This window comes from Hymenobacter jeollabukensis (assembly GCF_005771675.1).
GTDB lineage: Bacteria > Bacteroidota > Bacteroidia > Cytophagales > Hymenobacteraceae > Solirubrum > Solirubrum jeollabukense.
In genome coordinates this window covers 139,916-164,846 of the sequence record NZ_VAJM01000008.1, presented here as the reverse complement: position 1 = coordinate 164,846, position 24,931 = coordinate 139,916, and the positions used below count along the sequence as shown (strand labels likewise).

Annotated in this window: 25 protein-coding genes and 1 tRNA gene; 17 read left to right on the top strand and 9 right to left on the bottom strand. The window is 65.7% G+C overall.

The window, feature by feature from the left end:
- Nucleotides 1-99 precede the first annotated feature (99 nt).
- From FDY95_RS16060 to FDY95_RS16045, 4 genes are all read right to left on the bottom strand, one after another.
- Complete coding sequence (locus tag FDY95_RS16060) at nucleotides 100-756, bottom strand: zinc ribbon domain-containing protein (protein WP_138079282.1); 657 nt, start codon at nucleotides 754-756, stop codon at nucleotides 100-102.
- A 161-nt stretch (nucleotides 757-917) separates the two neighbouring features.
- On the bottom strand, nucleotides 918-1,544 hold the full coding sequence (locus FDY95_RS16055) for a hypothetical protein (RefSeq protein WP_138079280.1): 627 nt from the start codon (nucleotides 1,542-1,544) through the stop codon (nucleotides 918-920).
- 106 nt (nucleotides 1,545-1,650) lie between these two features.
- Nucleotides 1,651-1,956 carry a hypothetical protein gene (locus tag FDY95_RS16050; protein WP_138079278.1) on the bottom strand — a complete coding sequence of 102 codons (306 nt, stop codon included), beginning with the start codon at nucleotides 1,954-1,956 and terminating at the stop codon, nucleotides 1,651-1,653.
- Nucleotides 1,896-2,429: a hypothetical protein gene (locus FDY95_RS16045; RefSeq protein WP_138079276.1), complete on the bottom strand. Its 534-nt coding sequence runs from the start codon at nucleotides 2,427-2,429 to the stop codon at nucleotides 1,896-1,898. Before FDY95_RS16045 ends, FDY95_RS16050 begins: the two co-directional genes overlap by 61 nt.
- Nucleotides 2,430-2,570: 141 nt before the next feature.
- Between FDY95_RS16045 and FDY95_RS16040 the strand changes: the two genes are divergently transcribed.
- The 6 genes from FDY95_RS16040 to FDY95_RS16015 all read left to right on the top strand — a co-directional run bounded on the left by FDY95_RS16040 (nucleotide 2,571) and on the right by FDY95_RS16015 (nucleotide 8,566).
- Nucleotides 2,571-3,116 (top strand): RNA polymerase sigma factor, encoded by a 546-nt coding sequence (locus FDY95_RS16040; protein ID WP_138079274.1) that lies wholly within the window; start codon nucleotides 2,571-2,573, stop codon nucleotides 3,114-3,116.
- 30 nt (nucleotides 3,117-3,146) lie between these two features.
- The gene (locus FDY95_RS16035) at nucleotides 3,147-3,626 is read left to right on the top strand and encodes a hypothetical protein (RefSeq protein ID WP_138079272.1); all 480 of its coding nucleotides are present in this window, start codon (nucleotides 3,147-3,149) and stop codon (nucleotides 3,624-3,626) included.
- A gap of 34 nt (nucleotides 3,627-3,660) precedes the next feature.
- Nucleotides 3,661-4,143, top strand: coding sequence for a periplasmic heavy metal sensor (locus FDY95_RS16030; protein WP_171025713.1), 483 nt, complete (start codon nucleotides 3,661-3,663; stop codon nucleotides 4,141-4,143).
- A 289-nt stretch (nucleotides 4,144-4,432) separates the two neighbouring features.
- Nucleotides 4,433-5,638 (top strand): aspartate aminotransferase family protein, encoded by a 1,206-nt coding sequence (locus FDY95_RS16025; protein WP_138079268.1) that lies wholly within the window; start codon nucleotides 4,433-4,435, stop codon nucleotides 5,636-5,638.
- 138 nt (nucleotides 5,639-5,776) lie between these two features.
- A complete protein-coding gene (locus FDY95_RS16020) occupies nucleotides 5,777-7,771 on the top strand; it encodes a tetratricopeptide repeat-containing sensor histidine kinase (protein ID WP_138079266.1) in 1,995 nt (664 codons plus the stop codon).
- 171 nt (nucleotides 7,772-7,942) lie between these two features.
- On the top strand, nucleotides 7,943-8,566 hold the full coding sequence (locus FDY95_RS16015; RefSeq protein WP_138079264.1) for a response regulator: 624 nt from the start codon (nucleotides 7,943-7,945) through the stop codon (nucleotides 8,564-8,566).
- A gap of 118 nt (nucleotides 8,567-8,684) precedes the next feature.
- Here the strand turns inward: FDY95_RS16015 and FDY95_RS16010 are convergent, their stop codons facing one another.
- Complete coding sequence (locus tag FDY95_RS16010; protein ID WP_138079262.1) at nucleotides 8,685-9,149, bottom strand: tellurite resistance TerB family protein; 465 nt, start codon at nucleotides 9,147-9,149, stop codon at nucleotides 8,685-8,687.
- Between the two features lie 281 nt (nucleotides 9,150-9,430).
- On the opposite strand from FDY95_RS16010, the gene pfkA reads away from it, so the two are divergent.
- Nucleotides 9,431-10,402 (top strand): 6-phosphofructokinase, encoded by a 972-nt coding sequence (gene pfkA / locus FDY95_RS16005; RefSeq protein ID WP_138079260.1) that lies wholly within the window; start codon nucleotides 9,431-9,433, stop codon nucleotides 10,400-10,402.
- A 54-nt stretch (nucleotides 10,403-10,456) separates the two neighbouring features.
- Here pfkA and miaA read toward each other — a convergent pair whose 3' ends face one another.
- Together miaA and FDY95_RS15995 are read right to left on the bottom strand one after the other, a co-directional pair.
- Nucleotides 10,457-11,362, bottom strand: coding sequence for a tRNA (adenosine(37)-N6)-dimethylallyltransferase MiaA (gene miaA / locus FDY95_RS16000; protein ID WP_138079258.1), 906 nt, complete (start codon nucleotides 11,360-11,362; stop codon nucleotides 10,457-10,459).
- On the bottom strand, nucleotides 11,359-12,480 hold the full coding sequence (locus FDY95_RS15995) for a glycosyltransferase (protein ID WP_171025712.1): 1,122 nt from the start codon (nucleotides 12,478-12,480) through the stop codon (nucleotides 11,359-11,361). The genes miaA and FDY95_RS15995 overlap by 4 nt, the downstream gene beginning before the upstream one ends.
- A gap of 142 nt (nucleotides 12,481-12,622) precedes the next feature.
- Between FDY95_RS15995 and FDY95_RS15990 the strand changes: the two genes are divergently transcribed.
- The 9 genes from FDY95_RS15990 to FDY95_RS15950 all read left to right on the top strand — a co-directional run bounded on the left by FDY95_RS15990 (nucleotide 12,623) and on the right by FDY95_RS15950 (nucleotide 23,111).
- The gene (locus tag FDY95_RS15990) at nucleotides 12,623-16,735 is read left to right on the top strand and encodes a PAS domain S-box protein (RefSeq protein ID WP_138079254.1); all 4,113 of its coding nucleotides are present in this window, start codon (nucleotides 12,623-12,625) and stop codon (nucleotides 16,733-16,735) included.
- A gap of 59 nt (nucleotides 16,736-16,794) precedes the next feature.
- Nucleotides 16,795-17,172 (top strand): response regulator, encoded by a 378-nt coding sequence (locus FDY95_RS15985; protein ID WP_111477267.1) that lies wholly within the window; start codon nucleotides 16,795-16,797, stop codon nucleotides 17,170-17,172.
- A gap of 96 nt (nucleotides 17,173-17,268) precedes the next feature.
- The gene (locus FDY95_RS15980; protein ID WP_138079252.1) at nucleotides 17,269-18,036 is read left to right on the top strand and encodes an MBL fold metallo-hydrolase; all 768 of its coding nucleotides are present in this window, start codon (nucleotides 17,269-17,271) and stop codon (nucleotides 18,034-18,036) included.
- Complete coding sequence (locus tag FDY95_RS15975) at nucleotides 18,033-18,374, top strand: hypothetical protein (protein ID WP_138079250.1); 342 nt, start codon at nucleotides 18,033-18,035, stop codon at nucleotides 18,372-18,374. Before FDY95_RS15980 ends, FDY95_RS15975 begins: the two co-directional genes overlap by 4 nt.
- A gap of 44 nt (nucleotides 18,375-18,418) precedes the next feature.
- Nucleotides 18,419-19,471, top strand: a complete 1,053-nt coding sequence (locus FDY95_RS15970; RefSeq protein WP_138079248.1) for an alpha/beta hydrolase — start codon at nucleotides 18,419-18,421, stop codon at nucleotides 19,469-19,471.
- A gap of 17 nt (nucleotides 19,472-19,488) precedes the next feature.
- Nucleotides 19,489-19,935 carry a carboxypeptidase-like regulatory domain-containing protein gene (locus FDY95_RS15965; RefSeq protein WP_138079246.1) on the top strand — a complete coding sequence of 149 codons (447 nt, stop codon included), beginning with the start codon at nucleotides 19,489-19,491 and terminating at the stop codon, nucleotides 19,933-19,935.
- Between the two features lie 17 nt (nucleotides 19,936-19,952).
- Entirely contained in the window at nucleotides 19,953-20,345 is a 393-nt protein-coding gene (locus tag FDY95_RS15960) for a VOC family protein (RefSeq protein WP_138079244.1), read from the top strand.
- A gap of 149 nt (nucleotides 20,346-20,494) precedes the next feature.
- Entirely contained in the window at nucleotides 20,495-22,069 is a 1,575-nt protein-coding gene (locus FDY95_RS15955) for an NFACT RNA binding domain-containing protein (protein WP_138079242.1), read from the top strand.
- A gap of 244 nt (nucleotides 22,070-22,313) precedes the next feature.
- Nucleotides 22,314-23,111, top strand: a complete 798-nt coding sequence (locus tag FDY95_RS15950; protein WP_138079240.1) for a hypothetical protein — start codon at nucleotides 22,314-22,316, stop codon at nucleotides 23,109-23,111.
- An 88-nt stretch (nucleotides 23,112-23,199) separates the two neighbouring features.
- On the opposite strand, the gene FDY95_RS15945 is transcribed toward FDY95_RS15950, so the two are convergent.
- A tRNA-Leu gene (locus FDY95_RS15945) sits at nucleotides 23,200-23,281 on the bottom strand.
- 237 nt (nucleotides 23,282-23,518) lie between these two features.
- Here FDY95_RS15945 and FDY95_RS15940 point away from each other — a divergent pair.
- Nucleotides 23,519-24,001 carry a low affinity iron permease family protein gene (locus FDY95_RS15940; protein ID WP_138079238.1) on the top strand — a complete coding sequence of 161 codons (483 nt, stop codon included), beginning with the start codon at nucleotides 23,519-23,521 and terminating at the stop codon, nucleotides 23,999-24,001.
- 94 nt (nucleotides 24,002-24,095) lie between these two features.
- Here the strand turns inward: FDY95_RS15940 and FDY95_RS15935 are convergent, their stop codons facing one another.
- Nucleotides 24,096-24,830, bottom strand: a complete 735-nt coding sequence (locus FDY95_RS15935) for a Dps family protein (RefSeq protein ID WP_212744911.1) — start codon at nucleotides 24,828-24,830, stop codon at nucleotides 24,096-24,098.
- Nucleotides 24,831-24,931: the final 101 nt, after the last annotated feature.

The window sequence follows — 24,931 nt, the reverse complement described above, 5'->3', positions numbered from 1 at the left end:
TAAGTTGACCAAGGGCCGGAGCGGACCAAAACGAGCGTCCCCGCCCGGACTGGCCGGAGCCAGATGCGGGCGGGGACGCTTGCCGGGCGAACCGGCGCCTTACTGCTTGCTACCGCACTCGGCGCAGAACTTCTGCTCGGGCTTCATGCCGGCGCCGCAGTTTCCGCAGAATTTGTCCTTGGCCTGGGCCTGCACGGCCGGGTTGGGGGTGCCGCAGCTGGGGCAGAACTTCTGGCCCGGGGCCAGCTTGGTCTGGCAGCTGGCGCACTGCTGCACGCTGGCCGTGCCGAGGAAATCCAGGCCCTGGGTGTAGTCCTGCTCGCGGGTTTTGGTGTAGATCTGGTCGCGGGCGGCCTGGCGCTGCTGGGCGGCCAGCTCCTCCTGCTCGTCGGGGGCGCAGTCTTCGCAGAGGCCGGCTTGGTGGTTCCAGCACACGTCGGGGCACACCCAGTGGCCGCAACGGGTACACTGCTTGAAGTAGGCTTTGCCCTCCTGCACGGCTTTTTCCAGGGCGTCGTCGTGGGCCTTGCCGCCCACGGCGCGCTGCACGTGGTAGGCGGCGCTGCCGGCGTCGGAGAAATAACCGCCGAACAAACTGCCGGCGGCGCGCATCAGCTCCCCGGCAATGCCCACGGCGTTGGGCTGGAAGCGCGACATGTGACCGTTGCGGCACTTGTCGCAGTGAAACTTGAACTGGAAGCCTTTATCGGTGCTCAGGTCGTCGTAGTTGGCGACGAATTGGATCAGGGTGCTCACGGTGTTCTGGCGGATGGTTGGGGTTCGGCGGTAAAAATACGGTTCTGCCCGACCCGGGCGCCACTACCAGGCGGCAGCGTTGCCTTTTCCCAAGCCGCTGGGGCTGCCAGGCGGTATTTTTCCGAAGGCAATAGCATGTATATGTGAGGCTTCAAAGCCCCTTACTCGGCCGCAGCGGTCATGACCAGCTGCAGCAGCCCGTGGCGCACGGCGCTGAGCAGGGCTTGCTGGTAGAGCTCGTCCAGTACATTGTGGCGGGCATCCAGGCTGCGGCGGGTTAGCCGCTGCTGGCCGGTGGCGGCCATGAGCAGGTCTCCCTGGGCGTCGAGCAGCTCCAGTGTCACCCGCGCGCCCGCCGCCACGTTTTCGTCTTCGGTCGTGGCGAAAAACGTCTGGTAGGCATCATCGAGCTGGCAGCGCAGCGTCACGGCGGGCTTGGTAGAGTCGGCCGAAAACGGCGCCTGCACCACCCGCTGAATGCCGGCGCGCTGCTCGGGCGTGAGTACCGGCCACACCTTGTCCATTTGCCCGGGCCGCGAAAACGCCGGCAGCTTGATAGCCCGGCTCGACGTCAGCGGCCGGGCGTCGTCGATGGTTATGGCCGTGAGGCGGTACTGCGCGGCCGCGGGCAGGCTGGTCAGCTTGGGCGACGGCGCGCCCGGGGTCGGCGCGGGCGCCGGGGCCACCGGCACGCTGTTCAGCTCGAATTGCTGCGCGGCGGCGGGCCGGGCCAGCAGCACCATGCCCGGCACGGCCAGCCACCAAAAGCAGAAGAAAGTAGTAGCCATAAGCGGAAGAGCGGCGCAGCCACGGCCGGGGAGTGAGCCGGAGGCCCGGCCGGGAGCCCGGAAAAAGGTTATAAAGAAACGCAGAAGCGGCGCCAATGCGCGGCTCTTACTTCCACCACGCCGCTCGTTCCCGCCGCTGCGCGGCCAGGTCCTGTCCGGTCCAGGCCTGCCGGTACTGCTGCCAGCCGTAGGGCAGGTACTTGTCGGTCGGGCTGAACTCGCCCGCGCCCTGGTCCAGGTCGCCGCTGTTCGGAATGCGGTGGCGGCCCCAGTTGCAGCGCTTCACCTGCTTGCTGCGGTAGGAGGTCCAGGTGCCCACGCCCTGGTTGTTAGCGTAGCTGTCGGCGAAGCTCAGCAGGTCGTCGTAGTACAGCCGGCCCCGGGCGTCCTCGTACCATTTGGCGTGCAGCACGCCCCAAATACGCCGGTGCCGGACTGGCTGGCCGGCTCCCGCAATTCGTATTCGGCCAGCACGATGCCCGACTTCACCGCTATGGTGGGCTCGTCGTCAAGGGTGCGGGGCCGGGCGCGGTTGACGCGCACGTGCAGCAGCTTGAATGTACCCGCAAAGGCCGCTACGTTGGTTTTCACCCGGGATTTGCCCGTCACGGCGTACTGTCCCGGCTGCCCGGCGGTGGGCTTCACGGTCAGCAGCTTCAGGTCCAGGCGCTGGTAGTTCGGGCCGATAAAGCCCAGGGCGCCGTCGTCCTTGGCGGGCAGCCACACGGGCGCGAAGGAGCGGCCGGCGTACTGCGGCAGCAGCTCCGTGGGCAGCAGGGCTGGGTCGGCCAGCACGCGGCGGCGGTAGGTTTCGCTTTCGGAGGGCAGCGCGGCGACGCTCAGGGCCAGCCAGCAGGTAGCTATAAGTGGAAATACGGATATCATTGGGCAATAATAGGATAAGCCAGCAAGCCCCGCTACGCCAGCCTAAAATGAAAAGGTTTTCCGGCAAGCTCGTTAAACTAAGCCCCGCCCGGGCGCTCTAAGCCCCACGCACCCCGCTCCACCTCACCTCCTCCCCGCTGCTTGGAAGATCAGGACATCCTCCTCAAGTTCCGCGACCCGGCCAGCCGCAACCTGGCCTTCAACCAGCTGGTGCGCAAGTACCAGAGCAAGGTGTACTGGCACGTGCGCAAGATGGTGGTAGACCACGCCGACGCCGACGACCTCACGCAGGACGTGTTTATAAAGGTGTGGAACCACCTGGAGAACTTTCGCCAGGACGCGTCGCTTTACACCTGGATTTACCGCATTGCCACCAACGAGTGCCTGAACTTTCTCTCCAGCAAGCGGCGCAAGTTCTTTCTGCCCTTGAACGACGTGGGCGCCGAGCTGACCCAGAAGCTGGAGGCCGACGAGCAGCTGGCCGGCGACGAAGTGGAGCTGAAGCTGCAGAAAGCCATCCTGCGCCTGCCCGATAAGCAGCGCCTGGTGTTCAACCTGCGCTACTACGACGAAATGCCCTACGAGCAGATGGCCGAAGTGACGGGCACCAGCGTGGGTGCCTTGAAGGCCTCGTACCACCACGCCGTCAAGAAAATTGAGCAGTACGTAAACCAGGAAACCGATTAAACCTCCGGCCCCCGCGGCCCTCCAACCGATATGAAAACGCCCTTCCGCCTCGATGAGCACCCACGGCGCCCCCAGCCACCGCTGGCCCCGCCCGCCGCGGATTACTTCGATAAGCTGCCGCTGCGCGTGATGCATCGCGTACGCCCCGCCGCCGAACCGGCCCCGCTGTGGGGCTGGTTCGCCAGCCTGAGCGCCCCGCTGCGCACGGCCCTGGCCTCCGTAGTGCTGCTGCTCACCTTCGTGGGCAGCTTCTGGCTGACCTCGCGCCCCGGCGGCCTGCCCGCAGCCGGCGTAGCCCGCCGCGCCAACGCCGCCCAGGCCCTGGCCGCCGTGCCCCGCGCCGAGGCCGTGCAGTACCTGCTCTCCGACGCCGCCCCGCGCGTGACCCTGGCCGACCTGGCCGATACCCACGTGGCCGAGCGCGCCCTGACCGCCGATTTCCTGCCCGGCACCGACGCCGAAATCCAGGCCGCCCTCGACGAGCAGCCGAGCCTAGATGTGTATTTGTAGTGTTATTTCGCCCCCGATGTTTGTTTTTCCCCGCATGAACCGCCTCCTCGCCCGCCCCGCTTTGCTGGTGGCGCTGTTGCTGCTCGGTAGCCTGAGCACCCGGGCCCAGCAGCCCGGCGGCCGGCAGCGCCCCGGCCAGCGCCTCGAAAACGCCCGCATTGCCTACATCACCGACAAAATTGCGCTGACGCCCGAACAGGCCCAGCGCTTCTGGCCGCTCTTCAACGAGTTTACCGACAAGCGCCGCGAGCTGCGCAAGCAAACCAAGATGGGCCTGCGCGGCCAGGACTTCAGCACCATGAGCGACAAGGACATCCGTGCCGCGCTCGACGAGCAGTTCAAGCTCCGCCAGGGCGAAATCAACCTGGAGAAGGAGTACGTCGACAAGTTCGCCAAGGTCATTACCCTGCGCCAGGTGGCCCAGCTGATGCAGGCCGAGCGCGACTTCACCAAGGAGCTGATTCAGCGCCTCGATAACCGCCGCGCTGCCGGCGGTGCCCTGAGCGGCCAGAACTAGGCCGCATGTTACATAGATGAACCGAGGCGGCCCCGCAAAGGCCGCCTCGGTTGTTTTTAGGCGGGTTTCTCCGGTGCTAATTGGCCGTCATGTCGAGCGAAGTCGAGACATCTCGCGTACTGACGACAGATAGTAAAATCCTCGTTGAACGAGAAGAGTGCCAGCCAGCGTCAGCACGCAAGCTGCCTCGACATGACGGGCTGTAGTCTTTCCAGTCCAACTTAAGCTACGGCCCGGTTTCGCCCCCGGCGCGGTACTTTTGCGGTTGATTTCAGCTTCCGTCAGTACCATGCTCACGCCCCGCCAGCTCTTTTTGCGCCACCAAGCCCAGACGTCCGACTTCCCCCTGCTGCTCGAAATCGAGCGGGCCGAGGGGGTATGGATGTACGGACCCGACGGCCGCCGCTACCTCGACCTTATTTCGGGCATCGGGGTGAGCAACGTGGGGCACCGCCACCCGCAGGTGCTACAGGCTATTCAGGGGCAGCTCGATAAGTACCTGCACCTGATGGTGTACGGCGAGCTGGTGCAGGCCCCGCCGGCCGAGCTAGCCCAGGCCCTGCACCACACCCTGCCGGCCGAGCTCGACAACGTGTACTTCACCAACTCCGGCACCGAGGCCGTGGAAGGCGCGCTGAAGCTGGCCAAGCGCCACACCGGCCGCACCGAGCTGGTGAGCTGCCACAACGCCTACCACGGCTCCACCCAGGGCGCCCTGTCCGTCACCGGCTCCGAAAGTTTCAAGCGCAACTTCCGCCCGCTGCTGCCCGACGTGCGCCATATCCGCTACAACGCCGCCGAGGACCTCGCGCTGATTACCGGGCGCACGGCCGCCGTCATCGTGGAGACGGTACAGGGCGAGGCCGGCGTGCGCGTGCCGCAGGGCGACTACCTGCGCCAGCTGCGCCAGCGCTGCTCCGACGTGGGGGCCCTGCTGATTCTGGACGAAATTCAGTGCGGCTTCGGGCGCACCGGCACGTTCTGGGCCTTCGAGCAGTTCGGCGTGGTGCCCGATATTCTGCTCACGGCCAAGGGCATGGGCGGCGGTATGCCCATTGGGGCGTTCATTGCGCGCCAGGAAATCATGCAGGATTTCAAGTCCGACCCGATTCTGGGCCACCTGACCACGTTTGGCGGGCACCCGGTGTCGTGCGCGGCGGCGCTGGCCACGCTGCGCGTGATTCAGGACGAAAACCTGCTGGCCGGCGTGGCCGAGAAGGCTGAGCGGTTTCGGCGGCAGCTGCGGCACCCGGCCATCCGCGGGGTGCGCGGGCTGGGGCTGCTGCTGGCCGTGGAGTTCGAGTCGTTTGCGGTGCTCAAGCCCATCATCGACCACGCCCTGCAGCACGAAGGCGTGCTCACCGACTGGTTTCTCTTCTGCGACAACTCCCTGCGCCTGGCCCCGCCGCTCACCATCACCGACGCCGAAATCGACTGGGCCTGCGCGGCCCTGCTGCGGGCCGTGGCGCAGGTGACCGGAGTTGCAGCCGACTAACCGGTCGGGCAAAGGGCAAACAAGAGCAAAGATGTTCCGGCTGCTTTTCGGTCAATCAACTCAGCAGAGTGAAAGAAATAGCCCCGGAATTGTGGTATATTGTACCACTTAGTTTGCCTGTACTCTGCCCTTGCCTCCATGCGCTGGTTTTTGCTCCTTTCCGCTGCCTTCTTCAGCCTCTGGCTGCTCGTGGTACCCGGAGCGGAGGCAACGCCGCGTAACGCCCACCCAGCGGCCCCGCCCCCGCCGTCCGGGCCGTCGACGCTGGCGGCCGGCCGGGTGCAGCGCACCAGCCAGCACCGCCTCGACAGCATTCAGGCCCTGATTCGCGCCCGGCCGCGGCTGGATACCGTCATGATTGCGCTGACCACCAACCTGGGCTGGGAAATTCAGCAGCGCGACACCCGCGCCAGCCTGCCGGTGCTGCGGGAAGCGCTGCGGCTGGCCCGGCAGCTGGGCTACAAGGACTACGAAGCCGAGGCCCTGCTCGACGTGGCCGACTGCTACATCCTGCTCGGCGAGTACGACGAGGCCAAGCGCTGGATGAGCAAAACCAACACGGAATTCACGCGCCTGCACAACGTCGGCGGGCAGATCCGCTGCCTGGGCCGCCTGGCCAAGATTGCGGCCCAGCAGGGCCAGTACGCCACGGCCCTCTCCTACTGCTTCCGCGTGCCGGCCTCCTACGACGCGGGCGACACCCGCCGCTTCTACACCAGCCTGCAGATTCAGATCGGCAACGTGTACCGACAGCTCGGCGAGCTGGACAACGCCGAGCGCTACCTGCACCACGCCCTGCAGGTGTCGCAGCGCCACGACTACCCCGACCGGCTCAACCTCATCTACGGGGAGCTGGGCGAAATCCGCCGGGAACAGGGGCGTTGGACGGAAGCCCGCCGCTACTACGCCCAGAGCATGGCCATCAGCCAGCGGCTGCACCTGGCCGCCGAAATCCTGCGCATGGAAATCAACCTGGCCGAAATGGACGAACAGCTCGGCCATTGCGCCACGGCCATGACGCGCGCCCACGTGGTGCTGGGCCCCACGCGCCAGGTGCTGCCCCTGGCCGTGCCGCGGGTGCTGGGGCTGCTGGGCCGCAGCAGCCTGAACCGCGGCTGGACCGACAGCGCCGTGGCCTACGCCCGCCAAAGCCTGCGGGAAAGCCGGCTGCTGCACGCGCCCGAAGGCATTCGGGACGCCAACGAGGTGCTGGCCCGCGCCTACGCCCGCCGCCACGACTTCGCCCGCGCCTACCAGGCCCAGCAGCAGTTCATGGCCGCCCGCGACAGCCTGACCGGGGCCGAAGTAAGCCGCCGCACCGTGGCCCTGCAGTACCGCAACGAGCTGCACCAGCAAAAAGCGCAGATTCAGCTGCTGACGCAGAAGACGCGCCTGCAGCAGCAGCAGCAGGAGCTGAACCGCCTGCGCCAGCGCTGGCAGGCGCTGCTGCTGCTGGGCTTCCTGGGGCTGGTGGCCGGGCTGAGCGGGCTGGCTTTCTGGCAGTACCGCCGCCGCCAGGCCGCCCGCGAAGCCGCCCTGCGCACCGGTCTGGCCGCCGACCTGCACGACGACGTGGGTTCCCTGCTCACGCAGATATCCATGCAGAGCACCATGCTGCGCGAAGGCCTGTACCCGCCCGAGCAGCAGCGCCAGCACCTCGACCACATGGCCGAAACCAGCCGGCAGGCCGCCCGCCAGATGAGCGACGTGGTGTGGGGCATCGACGCGCGCAACGACTCGCTCACCAGCGTGCTCGACCGCATGCGCGACCACGCCTACCTGGTGCTGCCCCCGGCCGGCGTGGAGCTGGATTTCGTGGCCGACCCGGACCTGACCACCGCCGCGGTGCCGCTGGCCTCGCGCCAGGCCCTGTACCTGATCTACAAGGAAGCCCTGCACAACGCCGTGAAGCACGCCGGCGCCCGGCAGGTGACGGTGCGCCTGCGCCTGCGCGGCCGGCAGCTGGAGCTGGACGTGCACGACGACGGCCGCGGCCCCACCGTACCCGCCCGGACCAGCGGCGGGCAGGGGCTGCGCAACATGCAGGCCCGGGCCGCCGCCGCCGCCGGCACCGTCAGCTACGACGCCAGCGGCCCGGGCTTCCGGGTAGTGGCGCGGCTCCCGCTGAGCTAGCCCAAGCCCGTGTTGATTTGACGCGCTGCTATTATTTCACTTTCAGCGGCTTACTACGTATTACCCTATCTATCACGCACCGCCGATGTCGGGTATAGTCCTGTCCCGATCCGGCTATTTTCACATCTTCATGCTATACTTCCAACGCCGCCAAGCCCCGATCTTTGCCCTGTGATTTACCTTGGCATCATCGAAGACCAGCCCACGATTCGGGAAGCGCTGACGGGCTACCTGTGCGCCCAGCCCGAATTCAGCTGCGTGCTCAGCGCGGCCTCGGTGGAGGAGTTCCTGGCGGCGGTACCCACCATGAATAACCGCCCCACGCTTATTCTGTCCGACATCGGACTGCCCGGGCTGTCGGGCATCGAGGGCCTGGTGCCGCTGCGCCAGCTGCTGCCCACGGCCGAGGTAGTCATGCTAAGCGTCTATTCCGATGCGCAGCGCGTGTTCGACTCGCTGCGGGCGGGTGCGGTGGGCTACTTGGAGAAAGACACGCCCCTGCCCGTCATCAAGGAAAACCTGCTGCAGGTGGCGGCCGGCGGCTCGCCCATGTCGCCGGGCATTGCGCGCCACGTCATCCGCTACTTCCAGCCCGCTCCACGCCTGGCTCTGGAGCCGCTGACGGCCCGCGAGCAGGACATCGTGCGCGGTATCGAGGACGGGCTGAGCTACCAGCGCATTGCTGACCGCCTGTTCCTAAGCATCGACACGGTGCGCAGCCACATTCGGCAGGTGTACCGCAAGCTGCAGGTCAACTCCAAAGCCGAGCTGCTGGCCCGCGGCTACCGCCGCTAACGCCCGGCTGCCTGCCTGCAGCGTGGCTCGGCTTCGCGCAGTTTAAATGACGCTAAAAAGGCGCCCCTGCGTGCAGGAGCGCCTTTTTGATGAGTGCTTGGGATATAGTGTGGCGCGGTTACAGCCCGGCGCCGTGGGCCGGCTCGCCCTTGCCCTGAAAATTCAGGAAAGCCTGCGACTCTTCCTTAATCTGCTCGCGGGGCAGGCCGTCGCGCACGCCCATCGAGATTTTGCGCACCAGCACGCCCACGATGGCCTTGCGGAAGCCCAGCTTCTCGGCCATATCGATGCAGAAATCCATTTCGTTGTCGTCCACCACGCCGTCGGCCAGCATCATGTCCACCAGGTCGAAGATCTGGTCGAAGCGCTCCGAGTCGTTGTCGGGAATGTGCAGCGTGTGGTTGCTGGCATTCGACACGGCACTGCGCACATCGTTGGCGCTCAGGCCATTCTTCTTGCCTACGGCCACCAGGAAATTCATTTCCCGTTCGTCGATGTGCCCGTCGATGCGGGCCAGGGCGGCCAGGTTGTGAATGTGGCTGCGGACTTTCTTATTCTGTTCGCTTTCGAAGAAACCAAACATAGGTCGGGCAGGGTAAAACGGTGAAGGAGGAGCGGCCGCGGATAAGGCTGGGAGTTTTGCCACCGGCCCGGCGACCATGGCGGGCAGTGACGGGTGCGAGGGGTAAGGTAGGGTTTCGCTCGCAACCGTTCAATACGGGGAAGCGAAAAAAACTGCCATTTTGCCGCTCATATTTGCGCACAAATTTTAGCTCAAGCGGCGGCGGTTAGCCGGTTCTTGTACCTTTGCCATTTCATGGACGGCCCATCCGCGGATGCATCGTCCTTCTGACCCACGAAAGAATGAAGCGAATTGGAGTGTTTACCAGCGGCGGTGACGCGCCCGGTATGAACGCCGCCGTGCGCGCCGTGGTGCGCACGGCCCTGTATCACGGCATCGAAGTCTACGGCATCATGCGCGGCTATTCGGGCATGATCAAGGGGGAAATCGTCAAGCTCGATTCCACCTCCGTGGCCAACATCGTGCAGCGCGGCGGCACCATTTTGAAGTCGGCCCGCTCGCAGCGGTTTACCACCAAGGAAGGCCGCCAGGAGGCTTTCGACCAGCTCGTCAATCACCGCATCGAGGGCCTGGTGGCCATCGGCGGCAACGGCACCTTTACCGGCGCCGAGCTGTTCGAGCGCGAATTTGGTATTCCGACGGTGGGCGCCCCCGGCACCATCGACAACGACCTCTACGGCACCGACTACACCATCGGCTACGACACGGCCGTGAACACGGCCCTCGACGCCATCGACAAAATCCGCGACACGGCCGACTCGCACGACCGCGCCTTTTTCGTGGAGGTGATGGGCCGCGACTCGGGCTACATCGCCATTCCTTGCGCCATCGGCGGCGGGGCCGAAATCGTGCTGGTGCCCGAGCAGGTGCAGAGCATCGATACGGTTATTGAAACCCTGCAGGTGGCCCGCAAGCGCCAGAAGTCGTCCTTCCTGATCATCGTGGCCGAGGGCGACGAAGAGGGCAACGCCACCACCATTGCCGCCAAAGTGAAGGAAGCCATTCCGGAGATGGACGCCCGCGTGACCGTAATCGGCCACATCCAGCGCGGCGGCGCCCCCTCTGCCGCCGACCGCCTGCTGGCCTCCCAGATCGGTATTGCCGCCGTGGAGGGTCTGCTCAACGGCATGCGCAACGTCATGGCCGGCATCGTGGACCGCAAACTGGTCTACACGCCCTTCCAGGAGTGCATTTCGCGCAAGAAGATGATCAACCAGGGCTTCATGCGCATGGTGGAAATCCTATCCGTTTAATGTGCTGAGGTGCTGATGCAATCGGTGAACGACCATTAGCACCTCAGCACATTTTCACCTCAGCACATTAGAGCAAATCCAGCTTTCCGCCCCGTCTGGGTGCAGCCACTGGTAGGCTTCGTCGCGGCGCAGCCAGGTGAGCTGGCGCTTGGCGTAGCGGCGGGTGTTGCGCTTGAGCAGGCGCACGGCTTCGGGCCAGTCGTACTGGCCGTCGAGGTAGCCGAAGATTTCCTGGTAGCCCACCGTTTGCAGCGCCTGCGCGTGGCGGTGCGGCAGCAAGCCTTTCACCTCTTCCAGTAGGCCCTGGGCCAGCATCTGGTCCACGCGCTGGTCGATGCGCTCATACAGCTCGCCCCGCTCGCGCGTCAGGGCCACTTTCACGGTGCGCCAGGGCCGCTCGGCTTTCGGGCCGGCCTGGTGAAAGCTGCTGAAGGGCCGGCCGCTGCTGCGGCACACTTCCAGGGCCCGCAGCACGCGCACCGGGTTCTGCCGGTCGATGCGCTGGTGGCACAGCGGGTCCAGGCGCGCCAGCTCCTCGACCAGCGCGGGCAGGCCTTTTTCGGCCAGTTCCGCTTGCAGCTGTTGCCGGATTTCCGCGTCGGCGGGCGGCAACTCGTCCAGCCCGTCGGTGACGGCCTGCAGGTATAGGCCCGAGCCGCCGGTGAGGATGACGACTTCGTGCTTTTGGAACAGCTCGTGGAGTAGCTGCAGGCAGTCGGCTTCGTAGCGGCCGGCGCTGTAGTCCTCGGTGATGCTGTGCGAATCGACGAAGTGGTGGGGCACGCCCTGCATTTCCTCGGGCGTGGGCTTGGCCGTGCCGATGTGCATCTCGCGGAAAAACTGCCGGGCGTCGGCCGACACCACCTCGGTGCCGAAGTGCTGGGCCAGGCGCACGCACAGGGCGGTTTTGCCTACTGCCGTGGGGCCGGCTACCACCAGCAGAGTGGGTTGCTTGCTCATGCGGAAACGGGGGCTTGGGCGGCGGGCCAGAGCGCGGCAAACAGGCGGTGCAGCTCCTGCTCCTCGTGCTGCCAGTTCAGCTCCAGGCGGGCGCGCTGGCAGTTGTGGGCCAGCTGCTGGTAGTGCGCGGCGTCGCCGAGCAGGCGGTTCAGGGCCGTGGCCAGGGCGGCGGGCGTCAGCTCGGGCACCACTTCGGCCACCTGGTACTGCTGGTTCAGGGCCTGGTACTCGGGAAAGGGCGAAATCAGCTGGGGCACGCCGGCGTGCAGGTAGTCGAAGAACTTGTTAGCCAGCGAGTAATAGTAGCTCAGCCCCAGATTTTCCAGCACGCTGATGCCCACGGCGGCCCGGGCCGATACCTCGCGCAGCTCGGCAGGCAGCACGTAGCCGCGAAATTCCACCCGGCCGCTCTGCAGCAGGCCCAGCTCCCCGGCGCGCTGCCGCAGGCCGTCCGACAGGTCGCCTTCGCCGCAGACGACCAGGCGGGCCGGCACCGCGGGCATGGCTTCGAGCAGGGCTTCCAGGCCGCGGCCGGCGTTGAGGGCGCCTTGGTAGAGTATGTAGCCTTCGTTCTGCGCCGCCGGGGCGCTTTCGGCCAGCCGGCTGATGTTGCGCACCGTGCCGAAGGGCCGGCCGTAACGCTGCTCAAACAGCCGCGCCAGGGCCGGGCCCACGGTGTAGGCCAGCGTGGTCCGGGGCACCACGAACCGCTCCACGGCCAGCCACAGGCGGCGTACGGCCGGGCGGCTGACCACCTCGGGCACTTCGGTGAACAGCTCGTGCGCGTCGTAGACGAAGGGCAGACGGCAGAGGCGGGCCCGCAGCCAGGTGGGCAGGGCCGCGTCGAGGTCGGCGCAGCCGTAGGCCGCGAAGCCGCGCTGCCCGAGCAGGTACAGCAGCAGGCGCAGGTTGTATTCGAGGTAGAACAGCTTGCCCCGGCTGAACCAGCAGCGCAGGCGGTGTTGTTCGTAAGGCTGGGCGGTGAGCGGCTTGGAATTCGGCCACTCGCGGCCCACCAGCCGTACTTGGTAGCCCGCCTGCGCCAGCGAGGCGCAGATGCGCTGCATCCGCTGGTCGTAATTCAGGTCGGTGGTGACGGCGAAGAGCAGGCGGCGCACGAGGGAAAAGGAAAAAACCAAGCCGGCCGCGCAACGAATGCGCACCGGGGTTCGGATATATTTGACAAATTTAAGAAGTAAACCCTGCCCCCCGGCCGCGCCCCTCCCCCACGGCGGCGCGACCGGCCGCTCGTTCTCCCGCATGGCGCTGCTTTCCGATACTACCCAACCCCAGGCCGCAACCGACGCCGCCACGTACCGCGCCCTCTTCGACGGCGCCTACGACGGCGTGCTGCTCTACGACGAGCACGGCCGGCTTTTCGACTGCAACCAGCGGGCCCTCGAGCTGCTGGGCACCACCCGCGCCGTGCTGCTCTCGGCCGGGCTGATGGCTTTTCTGCGCCCCGAGCACACCACCGAGCAGCACTGGGACGGCGAAGACGCCCTGCAGGAAGCCCTGCTGCACACGGCCCGCACCGGCCAGCCCGCCGCCCGCTACTGGTACGGCCGCCGGCAGGACGAAACCCTCATCGACGGCTGGGCCACGCTGCACCGCCTGGAGCTGCCCGAGCAGCGCGTGGTGGTGGAGCTCAGCCTGCGCGACGTGACGCAGACCCGCCGGCAGTATGAGGCCCTGCAGCACGAGCAGGCCGCCACCCGCTCGCGCGAGCAGCTGCGCGAGGTGCTCAGCCGCGCCGACCTGGGCTTTCTGCAGCTCGACCGCGACGGGCGCATCGTCGACGTGAACGAGTTTTTCCTGGTGATGACGGGCTACTCGCGCGAGCAGGTGGTCGGGCAGGAATACTTCAACCTGTTTGCCCCCGAGGTGGAGCGGGAGCCGCGCCGCTACGCCTACCGCCGCGCCCTGGAGCACGAGGAGCTGCAGGACTTCTTCGAACGCTCTCTGTTGGCCCACGACCGGCACCGGCGCACGGTGTACTGGTACGCCGAGTTCGTGCGCGACGCCGATAATCAGGTCAACGGCGTGATGTTCGTGGGGCGCGACGTGACCAAGGGCCAGTTTACGGCCCGGGCCCTGGGCGAAAGTCAGTCGCGGCTGCAGGACTTCCTGGACAACGCCCACGACCTGATCCAGAACCTGAGCATCGACAACCGCTTCCTGTTCGTCAACAAGGCGTGGAAGGAAAAGCTGGGCTACTCGGCCGATGAGCTGCCCGGCCTCTCGCTCACCGACGTGGTGCACCCCTACTACAAGGCCAAGCTGCTCTACCAGCTGCGCAACCTCTACAAGGGCGAGAAAGTCAACAAGCTCGAAACCGTCTTTCTGACCAAGACGGGCAAGCCGGTCCACCTGATCGGCTCCATCACCTGCTCCTGGGACGACGGTGAGCCGGTGAGCACCCGCGCCATCCTGCACGACATCACCGACCGCATCAAGGCCGAGCGCCTGCAGAAGGTCTACTACAGCATTGCCAACCTGGCCATCAGCTCCAAGGATTTGCACTCGTTGTACGGGGCCATTCACCGGGAGCTGAGCAAGATCATCGAAACCAACAACTTCTACATTGCTCTCTGCGACGAGGCGCGCACGCAATTGCAGTTCGCCTACTTCGTCGATCAGAACTCCCAGGGCGAGAAGGCGATGGTGATGCGGCCCTTCTCCTCGGGCGTGTCGGAGTACATCATCCGCACCGGCAAGCCACAGATTCTGCTCAAGCCCGATTTGCAGGCCCTCATTGCCGACGGCACCATCACGGCCTACGGGCTGATGCCGGAGGTGATGCTCTGCTCCCCGCTCAGCATCGGTGACCGGATCATCGGCGTCATCACGGTGCAGGACTACACCAAGCCCGACGCCTACGCCCCCTCCGACCTCGAAATCCTGCACTTCATCTCCAACCAGGTGGCCCTGGCCATCGAGCGGAAGCGCAACGAGGTGCAGATCAACAAGCAGAACGCGCGGCTCAACGCCATCTTCGAGAGCGGGACGCACTTGATGTGGTCGGTGGATCTGAAGTCGCGCCTGACCTCGTTCAACCGCAACTACGCCGCCTACTTCCTGCGGCGCAACGGCGTGCACCCGGCCCTGAACATCAACCTCTGGCACGCCGACCTGGCCATGATGGAGGAAGACGCCCGGCAGCTGTTCATCGAGCACTATACCCGGGCCTTTGAGGGCGTGCCGCAGCGCTTCGAGGTGCGCCTGCGCGACGTGCGCGGCCACGACACCTGGCGCGAAATCTACCTCAACCCCATTTACCTCGACGACGGCACCTTCGAGGAAATTTCGGGCATTGCCCACGACATCACCGACAAGAAACGCTCGTTGCTGGAAATGGCGGCGCAGGAAGAGAAATTCCGCGCCATCTTTGAGTCGTTCCAGGACATCTACTACCGCACCGACGAGAAGGGCGTCATCACCATCATTTCGCCCTCGGTGGTCGACATCGTGGGCTACCTGCCCGAGGAAGTGGTGGGCCACCGCGTGGCCGACTACTACGAGCACCCCGAGCACCGCGCCGACTTGATCAGCGAGCTGGAACTCGGCGGCGGCGTGGTGCGCAACTTCGAAACCTCGCTCATTCACAAGGACGGCCACGCGGTGAAGGTGCTGGTGAATGCCCGCGCCCTCTACGACGAGCAGGGCCGCATGGCCGGCATCGAGGGCATTGCCCGCGACGTGACGGATTTCAAGCAGATGCAGGACGATTTGCGCCGCGCCAAGGACGAGGCCGAAACCGCCCTGCACGCCAAAACGCAGTTTCTGGCCAACATGAGCCACGAGCTGCGCACCCCGATGAACGGCATCATCGGCATGATTGATTTGCTGCACCAGACCGTGGCCTCCGAGGAGCAGGAAGAGTACATCGACACGCTGCGCAAGTCCTCCGACGCGCTGCTGGCCATCTTGAACGACATCCTGGACCTTTCGAAGATTCAGGCGGGCAAGATGGAGCTCAACGAGGAGGGCATGGACCTGCACTACACGCTGGAGAAGATTCACTCGCTCTTCGCCAACCGCGCCCAGCAGAAGCAGCTCGATTTCACCTACGAAATCACGCCGCACACCCCGCGCTTCATCATCACCGACGAAACGCGCCTGCTGCAGGTCCTCTCGAACCTGACCTCGAACGCCATCAAGTTCACCCAGCAGGGCAGCGTGACGGTGCGCGCCACCTCCGTCTTCACCGACGGCGTGGAACACACCCTGCGCTTCGAGGTGAAGGACTCGGGCATCGGCATCTCGCCCGAAAACGCCAAGCTGCTCTTCACCAACTTCACCCAGCTCGACACCACGCCCACCAAGTCGTTTGGCGGCACGGGCCTGGGCCTGGCCATCAGCAAGCAGCTCACCGAGCTGATGGGCGGCAAGATTGGCGTTGATTCGGTGGTGGGCGAAGGGGCCACCTTCTGGTTTACCATCCGCTGCCGGGTGGCCGAAAACGAGGAAGCCATCCTGCAGGAGCGGCAGGCCTCGCGCGACCGGTCGCAGGTGGGCGTGCTGCGCTTCGAGCAAAGCCCCCGGGTGCTGCTCGTCGACGACAACCCCATCAACCAGAAGGTGGCGGTGCGCCTGCTCGACAAGCTCGGCTGCCAGACCGACGTGGCCGGCGACGGGTTCGAGGCCATCGGCCTGGCTACCAGCGGGGTGCGCTACGACGTGATTTTCATGGACATCCAGATGCCGGAAATGGACGGCGTGACGGCCATGCGCGAAATCCGCCGCCGCCTCGGGCCGGCCTGCCCGCCGGTGGTGGCCATGACGGCCTACTCCATGAAGGAAGACGCGGAGCGCTTCGTGCAGGAAGGCATGGACGACTACGTGCCCAAGCCGGTGAAAAGCCAGGACCTCTACGAGGTGCTGCACCGCTGGCGCCCGCAGCTGGCCGTAGCCCTGGCCCCGGTAGCCGACGAGGACGAGGGCCAAACCGCCCCCGAGGCTTCGCCAGTCGCCGAAATCGAGGCCCCGACGGTGGCCGAAGAGGCGGCTGCGTACGCCGCGGACCCGCGCCCCGTCATCGACCTCGACACGGTGGAGCAGCTGCGCCAGCTGGGCGGGGCCGATTTTGCCGCCAGCCTGTTCAGCGACTTTGAGCAGGAGGCTGGCCCGCTATTGGACGAAGCCAAGGCAATAGTAGCGGCCGGCCGGTACGCCGACATCCTGCCCCACCTGCACCAGCTCAAGGGCACCGGCTTCACCCTGGGCCTGACGCGGCTGGCCGAGCAGGCCAAACACCTCGAACATGAGCTCAAGCAAGGCCGTACAGAACATGCCGTGCGGGATTTTCAGGCGCTTTTGCATTACTTCGCAGAGTTCATCCGGGAGTACCCGGCCCGCACCAGCGCCCCCTGACGGGCCATTTTTGCAGTACCGCTCCACACCACCTTCCCCCAAACCCTTAGCTAGCAGTCATGTCCGACTCGAAAACCATTCTGATTGCGGAGGACAGCTCCGTGATTCTGAACCTGACCAAGAAGATCCTGGAGCTGCAGAAGTACCGCATCGTGTCGGCTAAAAACGGCGGTGAGGTGATGAAACAGCTCGAAGCCCAGCCCATCGACTGCATTTTACTGGATATAAATATTCCGGTAAAAGACGGCATGACCGTGGCCCGCGAAATCCGCCAGAGCACCAACGATAAAATCCGCCAGGTGCCCATCATTGCCATTACCGGCAACGCCAACAACTACTCCATGGACGACTTCCGCGAAGCCGGCGTGACGGACTACCTCCCCAAGCCCCTGGACTTCGACGCCCTGGTGCGCACCGTGAAGCAGCACATTGGGTAATCAGGTTAATTCTGAATGCTGAATTATGAATTGGGGGGCCGCTGGGCCGTTCTGCTAATTCATAATTCAGCATTCAGAATTCACAATTCCAACGGAGTGGTAGTTACTTTCCTCGGCACGGGTACTTCGCAGGGGGTACCGGTTATCGGCTGCCACTGCGACGTGTGCCGTTCGGTGGACTTCCGCGACAAGCGCCTGCGCGTGTCGGTGCACCTGCAGGTGCAGGGGCGCAGCATCGTCATCGACTCCGGGCCCGACTTTCGGCAGCAGGTGCTGCGCGAGCGGGTCGACCGGCTCGATGCGCTGGTGTTTACGCACGAGCACAAGGACCACACCGGCGGCATGGACGACATCCGCGCCTACAACTTCAAGCAGCAGCAGGACATGCCCGTGTACGCCGAGCCGCGGGTGCTGGAGCAGCTCAAGCGCGAGTACGCCTACATCTTCGCTGATCAGAAGTATCCCGGCGTGCCGCGGGTGCAGACGGTGCCCATCCTGAGCGACACCGACGCTTTCGAGGTCGAGGGCATCGAATTTCAACCCATTCGGGCCCTGCACTACAAGCTACCGGTGCTCGGCTTCCGCGTGGGGCACTTCAGCTACGTCACCGACGCCAACCACCTTTCCACGGAGGCCCGCGAGCAGCTTCGCGGCTCCGACGTGCTGGTGCTCAACGCCCTGCGCCACGAGCCGCACATTTCGCACTTCAGCCTCTCGGAGGCGCTGGAAGTCATTGAGGACGTGCAGCCTAAGCGCGCCTACCTCACCCACATCAGTCACCTGCTCGGCAAGCACCGCGAGGTGGAAGCCACCCTGCCCGCCCACGTGCGCCTGGCCTACGACGGGCTACGGCTGGAGCTATGAGCCAGCTGCGTGACTGGCAGAGGGTGATGCAGCAGCTGCGGCGCGACATTCCGGTCGGAGAGTTGCAGGCCCTTTGGTATTCCGCCGGATTTGAGTTTTCAGCGGAGGCCCTGGCGGCCTGCCGTGCGGCCGCAGCCTCGGCCAACTATCAGCCGCTGACTCGTTTGCCCTACGGCAGCGGCCTGACCGATAATCTGATTCTGTTGTTCGTTCAGATTTCGGGCGGTTCACCACTGGCTGTCCTGGTATTGGATCCGTTTGAGCTCTGGGACAACGAAACAATCCTGGACGTGGTGCCCGCCGCTTCAATTCCCGCTAAGGCGGAACTGCTGATCTGAACGGCTCCTGCGCGGTCCTGCCGCTTGCGGTATCTTCGCCGCCGATGAAATATCTTCTGCTGGCCCTGCTGCTACTGGCAGGGCTGCCGTACGCCTTCGCGCAGACCGCGCCCACCGGCCGCGTCGTCACCACCTACCTCGACTCCCGGCTGCTGCGCGGCAACGCGGGCGGCGAAAACCCGCGCCGCCGGGTGAGCGTGTACCTGCCGCCGGGCTACGCGGCCAACCCGGCAAAGCGCTACCCGGTGCTCTACTACCTGCACGGCTTCAGTTGGAACGACAGCCTGATTTTTCACGCCGACGGCATGGCCCGCCTGCTCGACGCGGCCATTGCCGCCGGGCAGATCCGCCCGCTGCTCGTGGTGGTGCCCAACGAGTCGACGCTGTACATGGGCAGCTTCTACGCCAATTCGGCCACCAACGGCCCCTGGGCCGACTTTACGGCCCGCGAGCTGGTGAGCTTCATCGACCAACAGTACCGCACGCTGGCGCGGCCCGGCAGCCGCGGGCTGGCCGGTCACTCGATGGGCGGCAACGGCGTGCTGCGCCTGGCCCTGCTCTACCCCGGCACCTGGGCCGCCGCCTATGCCCTCAGCCCCGGCCTGGTGGCGCCCCACGCCGAATGGATGGCCGACCGCCCCAGCCAGGCCGTAGCCGCCCGCGCCACTACCCGGGCCGAGGTGCTGAAGGATTTCAACGCCGTGCGCCTGCTCTCCGTGGCCCGTGCCTTTTCGCCCGCGCCCGGGCAGGGCCCTTTCGGCGCGGCGCTGCTCCGCTACCCCGGCCCCGACAGCCTCGCTCGCCGCGACGCGGTGCTGCGGCAGTGGGCCACCGCAACGCCGCTGGCGCTGCTGCCCACGCACCTGGCGGCCCTGCGCCAACTGCGCGGCCTGGCCTTTGACTGGGGTGCCCAGGACCAGCTACGGCACATTCCCGTCACCTGCCGGGAGCTGAGCACCGCGCTGACTGCCTTCGGCGTGGCGCACACGGCCGAGGAGTACCAGGGTGACCACGGCAACCGCGTGATGGGCCCCGACGGGCGCATGTACCAGAAGCTGCTGCCGTTTTTTAACCACTACCTGGACTTTGCCCCGTAATCAAGCACGGATCCTTTATGACTGTAGTTGCTGCTTTACGGCGCGCATACTCCTGCTGCTACCTGCTGCTAGGGGCATCAGTTAGCGTGTTGACAACCTGCACGGCACCACCTTACCGTTGGCAAACCAGCGCCGGCCCCTGGCAGGTTAGTAAATACCGGGTGGTAGCGGAGCGACATAAGCCCGAGCAGGTGCCGCAAGGTGGGTTGCTTCGGGTTCGGGTATTTGATTGGCTTAGCCTGGATCCACTGCCCGGTGCTCAGTTTACTATCACGGAAACCCAAACTCACACTGAACTGAAAGGCACAACTTCGGAAACCGGCGGCATCACACAGTCCCTAGCTCCAGGCCTTTATACCTTAAAAGTCAACAGCATAGAGTATTACGAGCTTCAAACCAAGCCTTTTGTCCTCCGGCAAGGGTATGTGTTGCGTCTGGATGTTTCACTGGGCTGTGATATTTAACTTTCAAGCTTGCCGCCATGCTTCACCTGCAACGCCTGCACCACGTCGCCATCATCTGCTCTGATTACGCCGCGTCCAAGCGCTTCTACACTGAGGTGTTGGGCCTGAGCATCGTGCAGGAAGTATACCGCGCCGAGCGCGCCTCCTGGAAGCTGGACCTGGCACTGAACGGGGAGTACCTCATCGAGCTGTTTTCCTTTCCTGCGCCGCCCGTGCGCCCCAGCCGCCCCGAGGCCACGGGCCTGCGTCACCTGGCCTTCGCCGTGGCCGATGTGGATGCCGCCGTGCAGCACCTGGCCCGGCACGGCGTGGCGTGCGAGCCGGTGCGCACCGACGAGTACACCGGCCGCCGCTTCACCTTCTTCTTCGACCCCGACCAGCTGCCGCTGGAATTCTACGAAACCGCGTAAAAAACGCGCCGGGCGCTTTCCTCTGGCGAAGCCGGAGACGCTAAGCCAACCAGCCTCGGCGCGGCGCTGACTCGCGCCCTGCCAGCGCCACGTGTGGATACCGGCGCGGTAAAATCCTCAACTTGCGCCGTACGCCCGCGCCTCTTCCCATGCACAACAACTATTACTTCCTGCGCCTGCTGGCCCCGGCCCTGACGCGGCAGCTGGCCGACTACCGCGTGGCCACCTGCTTTTCGCAGGAAAAGGACGAGCTGGTCATCGGGCTGACGGACGGCGCGGCGGAGTTCTGGCTGAAGGCCCGCCTGGCCGGCACCCAGCCCCTGCTGAGTTTGTCCGACAGCTTCCACCGCGCCCGCCAGAACTCGGTGGATCTGCTGCCCGCCCTGCTTGGCCAGCAGGTGCAGCAGGTGCTGGTGACGCCCAACGACCGGGTGCTGCACCTGCAGTTTGGCAGCGGCGCCGAGCTGCTGCTGAAGCTGTTCGGGCCGCACGCCAACGCCGTGTTCTACCCCGCCGATGCGGCCCTGCCGGCCCAGCTGTTTCAGCAGCGCTTCACCGCCGATGCGGCCCTGCGCGACGTGCCCCCGCGCCCCGACCCCACGCCGGCTGAGGTAGCCGCCCACCCCGACCCGGCCCGCCTCTACCCCACCCTGGGCGAGGTGCCGCGCCACTGGCTGCGGCAGCGCGGCTACGACGCGGCCCCGCCGCCCGAACGCGTGGCCCTGCTGCAGGAGCTGCTGGGCCTGCTGGAGCAGCCCCCGGCCCTCTACATCATCAGCCTGGCCGGGCGCACGCGGCTGAGTTTGCTGCCGGTGGGCGAGGTAGAGCAGACGCTGCCGCCCGACCCGGTGGCGGCCCTGCGCGCCTTCGTGCCGCTGCTGCTGGGCCGCGGCGCCTACGAGGGCGAGCTACGCCAGCTGCGCCAAACCCTGGAAAAGCGCGCCGACGAAGCCGCCACCAGCGCCAGCATGGCCCGCAAGCGTCTGCACGCGCTGGAGCACGAAGCCAGCTACCGCCAGACGGCCGACCTGATCATGGCCAACCTGCACCAGATTCCGGCCGGCGCGGCCTCGGTGGAATTACTCGATTTCTACCAAAACGACCAGCCGCGCCTGATCAAGCTCAAGCCCACCGAAACGCCCCAGCGCACGGCCCAGAACCTCTACCGCAAGGCCAAAAACCAGCAGATCGAGCAGCAGCAACTACAGGAGCGAGCCGACCGCCGCGAAACCGAGGCGCTGTGGTGCTTGGAGCGGCTGGAGGAGCTGTCCACCCTGCCCGACCTGCGCCAGCTGCGCGCCTGGCGCAAGCAGCACGGCCTCGATCCGGCCCTGCAGGCCAAGGCGGCGGCCACGGAACTGCCGTTCAAGGTATTCGAGGACTCAGGCTTCACCATTTTGGTCGGGCGCAACGCGCAGAACAACGACCTGCTCACCCAACGCTACGCCCACAAGGACGACCTGTGGCTGCACGCCAAGGACGTGAGCGGCTCGCACGTGGTTATTCGCCAGCGGCCGGGCCACGCGGTGCCCGCGCCGGTGGTGGAGCGCGCCGCCCAGCTGGCCGCCTGGTACTCGCGCCGTCAGAACGACTCGCTCTGCCCGGTCACCGTCACGCCCAAAAAGTTCGTGCGCAAGCCCAAGGGCGCCCTACCGGGGCAGGTGGCAGTAGAGCGCGAAAAGGTGGTGCTGGTGGTGCCGGCCAACCCGTTTGAGCGGACGTAGGCCCAAACCGCCGCGCTGGTTCAGAATAGCTCTGGGGCACGTTTCCCGGCCCGATGTAGCAGCAGGGCAGCCAACCCCTGCCAGGGTTAAGCAGTACACCGGGGAGCGTATGGCCGCGTGGCGCAACCTACCGAGGCGTCCTATGCGCCAACTGCCTTTGGATCTGCCGTGGTGCTCCGGCCCGTGCACCAAGCTGACCGGCCCACGCTTCAAACCACTGCTCTACCTGCTGATCAGCCGCCCCATGAAACAAGCTTCCCGCCTGGCTTTACTGGCCCTACTGGCCGCCTGCCGCCCCGATAGCCCCGCCGCCGAATCGGGGGCAGTGCCCGCCGCGGCGGTGCCGCCGGCTGCTCCTGCTGCCACTACTCCGTCCGCCAGTCCTACCGATACGCTCCACCTGCCGGGCGGGGTGGTGCTGGAGTTGCACCCCAGCTCCGCGGCGGCGTTCAACAAGCTGCCCGTCAGCAGCCTGCCGGAAATATTCAACGACAGCACGGCCGAAGTGCAGGCCCTGGCCACGGCCCAGGGTCGGGTGCGGCGGCAGGGCCTTGCGCTGCTGCTGCAGCCCGCGCAGGGCCCGGCCGTACGCCTTTCGTCGACGCCCCCGGCCGCGTTTACGCCCCAAAACGACAACGCGGTGCGCTACCAGTACTGGGGCAGCCTGCCCACGGCGCATCAGTGGGTGGTGCAGGCCTGGTACTGGGAGTCGGCGGGCGTGGTGCTGGTCGACCAGCGCACCGGCCGCCACGCGGAGCTGCTGGGCTCCCCCTCGGTGGCACCCGACGGCCGCTTGGTGCTGCTCAGCAGCCCCGGCCTGGGCGGCGGCGAACAGCCCAACGCCCTGAGCCTGGTGGAAATAACGGCGGCGGGTCCGCGCAGGCTTTGGCAACGTTTCCCCACCGCCTGGGAGCCGCAGGAAGTACGCTGGATAGCCCCCGGCCGCGCCGTGCTCAAGCTGCTGCGCGCCGGTAAAGACGGCGGCGTAACCGCCGAAACGCCGCCGGCCTACGCCGAGCTGACCTTGCCCCCGCTCCGCTAAAGCTGCCGGGGCGCAGACAGCCCAAGCCGACAGCCCGAAAACACCAGCGGCCGGCTCCTGTTGTCAGGAACCGGCCGCTGGGTTGGAGTGCGCACAGGGAGAGTCGAACTCCCACACCCGAAGGCACCACCCCCTCAAGATGGCGTGTCTACCAATTTCACCATGTGCGCAGAACACGGAAACGACGCTGTGGAGGGCGTCCGCTCCGCCGTCGAGGGCGGCGAAGTGGCGACAAAAGTAGTAGAAGCTTTTGGGCAGTGCAAGCCGGCGGAGTGGTTTTCTACGTTGGAGGGCGTAGCAGCAAGGGTATCAGGCATAAAAAATGTAGCCACAGGCATTTTCACCGGGCCTTCATAGCTTGTGCCGAAGTTGCCGTGCATTCCCACAGCTCCTCTTTTCTCTCAATCATGACCCGCAACGAAGCATTTCTGGAAATCGGCTCGCAGCGCCGGGGTTCCTTTTTTCAGCGCATCGCCCAGGCTATTACCCAGTGGTCGGGCTCGACCAGCGCTTTTTTGCTGGCGCTGGGCACGGTGCTGGTCTGGGCCATTACCGGCCCGATTTTCAAGTACTCCGAGGATTGGCAGCTGGTCATCAACACCGGCACTACCATCGTCACCTTCCTGATGGTGTTCCTGATTCAGCGCGGCCAGAACAAGGACTCTTTGGTGCTGCACCTGAAGCTCAACGAGCTGATTGCGGCCACCAAGGGCGCCAGCAACCGCCTCATCAACGCCCAGGACTTCACCGAGGAGGAAATCGTGCTGCTGCACCAGTTCTACTGCCTGCTGGCCGAAAAAGCCAAGAAAGACAACGACCTAGGCCTGACCCACACCGTGGAGGAAGCCGAGGAAAACCACGCCGAAAAGCTGGAGCACCAGCGCACCTAGCCGCGCGGCAGACGGCACCACACGCAACGCGGCGGCTTCTCCGGAAAGGAAAAGCCGCCGCGTTGGCGTTTGGAATAAGGCGGGTTGCCCTGGCTTAGTCGGCCTTCGCCAGCGGGGTGTCCACGACGTGCTCCGACACAAACCACACCTGCATTTCGTTGGCGCGCATCACGTCACTCACCACCAGGTCGTTGGTGCCGTCGTCGCCGGAGTCATCGGCGCGCTTGGCGAAGTCGTGGCAGTTCTTGAGCATGATCTGGTGGGCTTCCAGCAGGCGCGACACCTGTACCGGGGCTTCTTCGCGGTCCTTGGGCGGGCGCGGAATGCTGGTCAGCTCGGCTACGTCGGCGGCCATGGCAATGGCCACGCCGCCCAGAATCTGAATGCGCTCGGCAATGGTGTCGACCAGCTCGCTCTGCTCCTCGTAGTGCTTGTCGTAGAGCAGGTGCAGCTGGTAGAACGTGGGGCCCACCACCTGCCAGTGGTGCTTTTTGTACATGTCGCGCAGCGTGATGGTGTCGGCCAGCAGCTGGTTGAGCATGGTCACGCTTTCCTGGCGCACTTGCTCGCTCAGGCCGATGGGCAGGCGCTGGGCCACGGTGCCGTATTTCTGCAGCGGCGCCGGGGCATTTTTCTGCTGGTTCAGAATGGGCTGCACCAGCGGCTGGTTGCGGTCGACGGGGCGCACCGGGGCGTCGATGTCGGCGGCCTGCGCGGCTTTGGCGGTGTCGGCTTTGCCGTTGGCGCTGGGGGCGGCTTTTTTGGCGGCGGCTACGCGCGGGGTCGGGGCGGCCGGGGCTTTTTTAGCGGGGGTGGCTTTGGTTGCCATGGGGTAATGAAAGGAAAGAAGTGCGGATGATGCGGGAAATCGGCCCGGGGGCCGGAGCGGCAGCCCCGGGTTTGGGGCCGCGCCTGACGGCAGTACGCCAA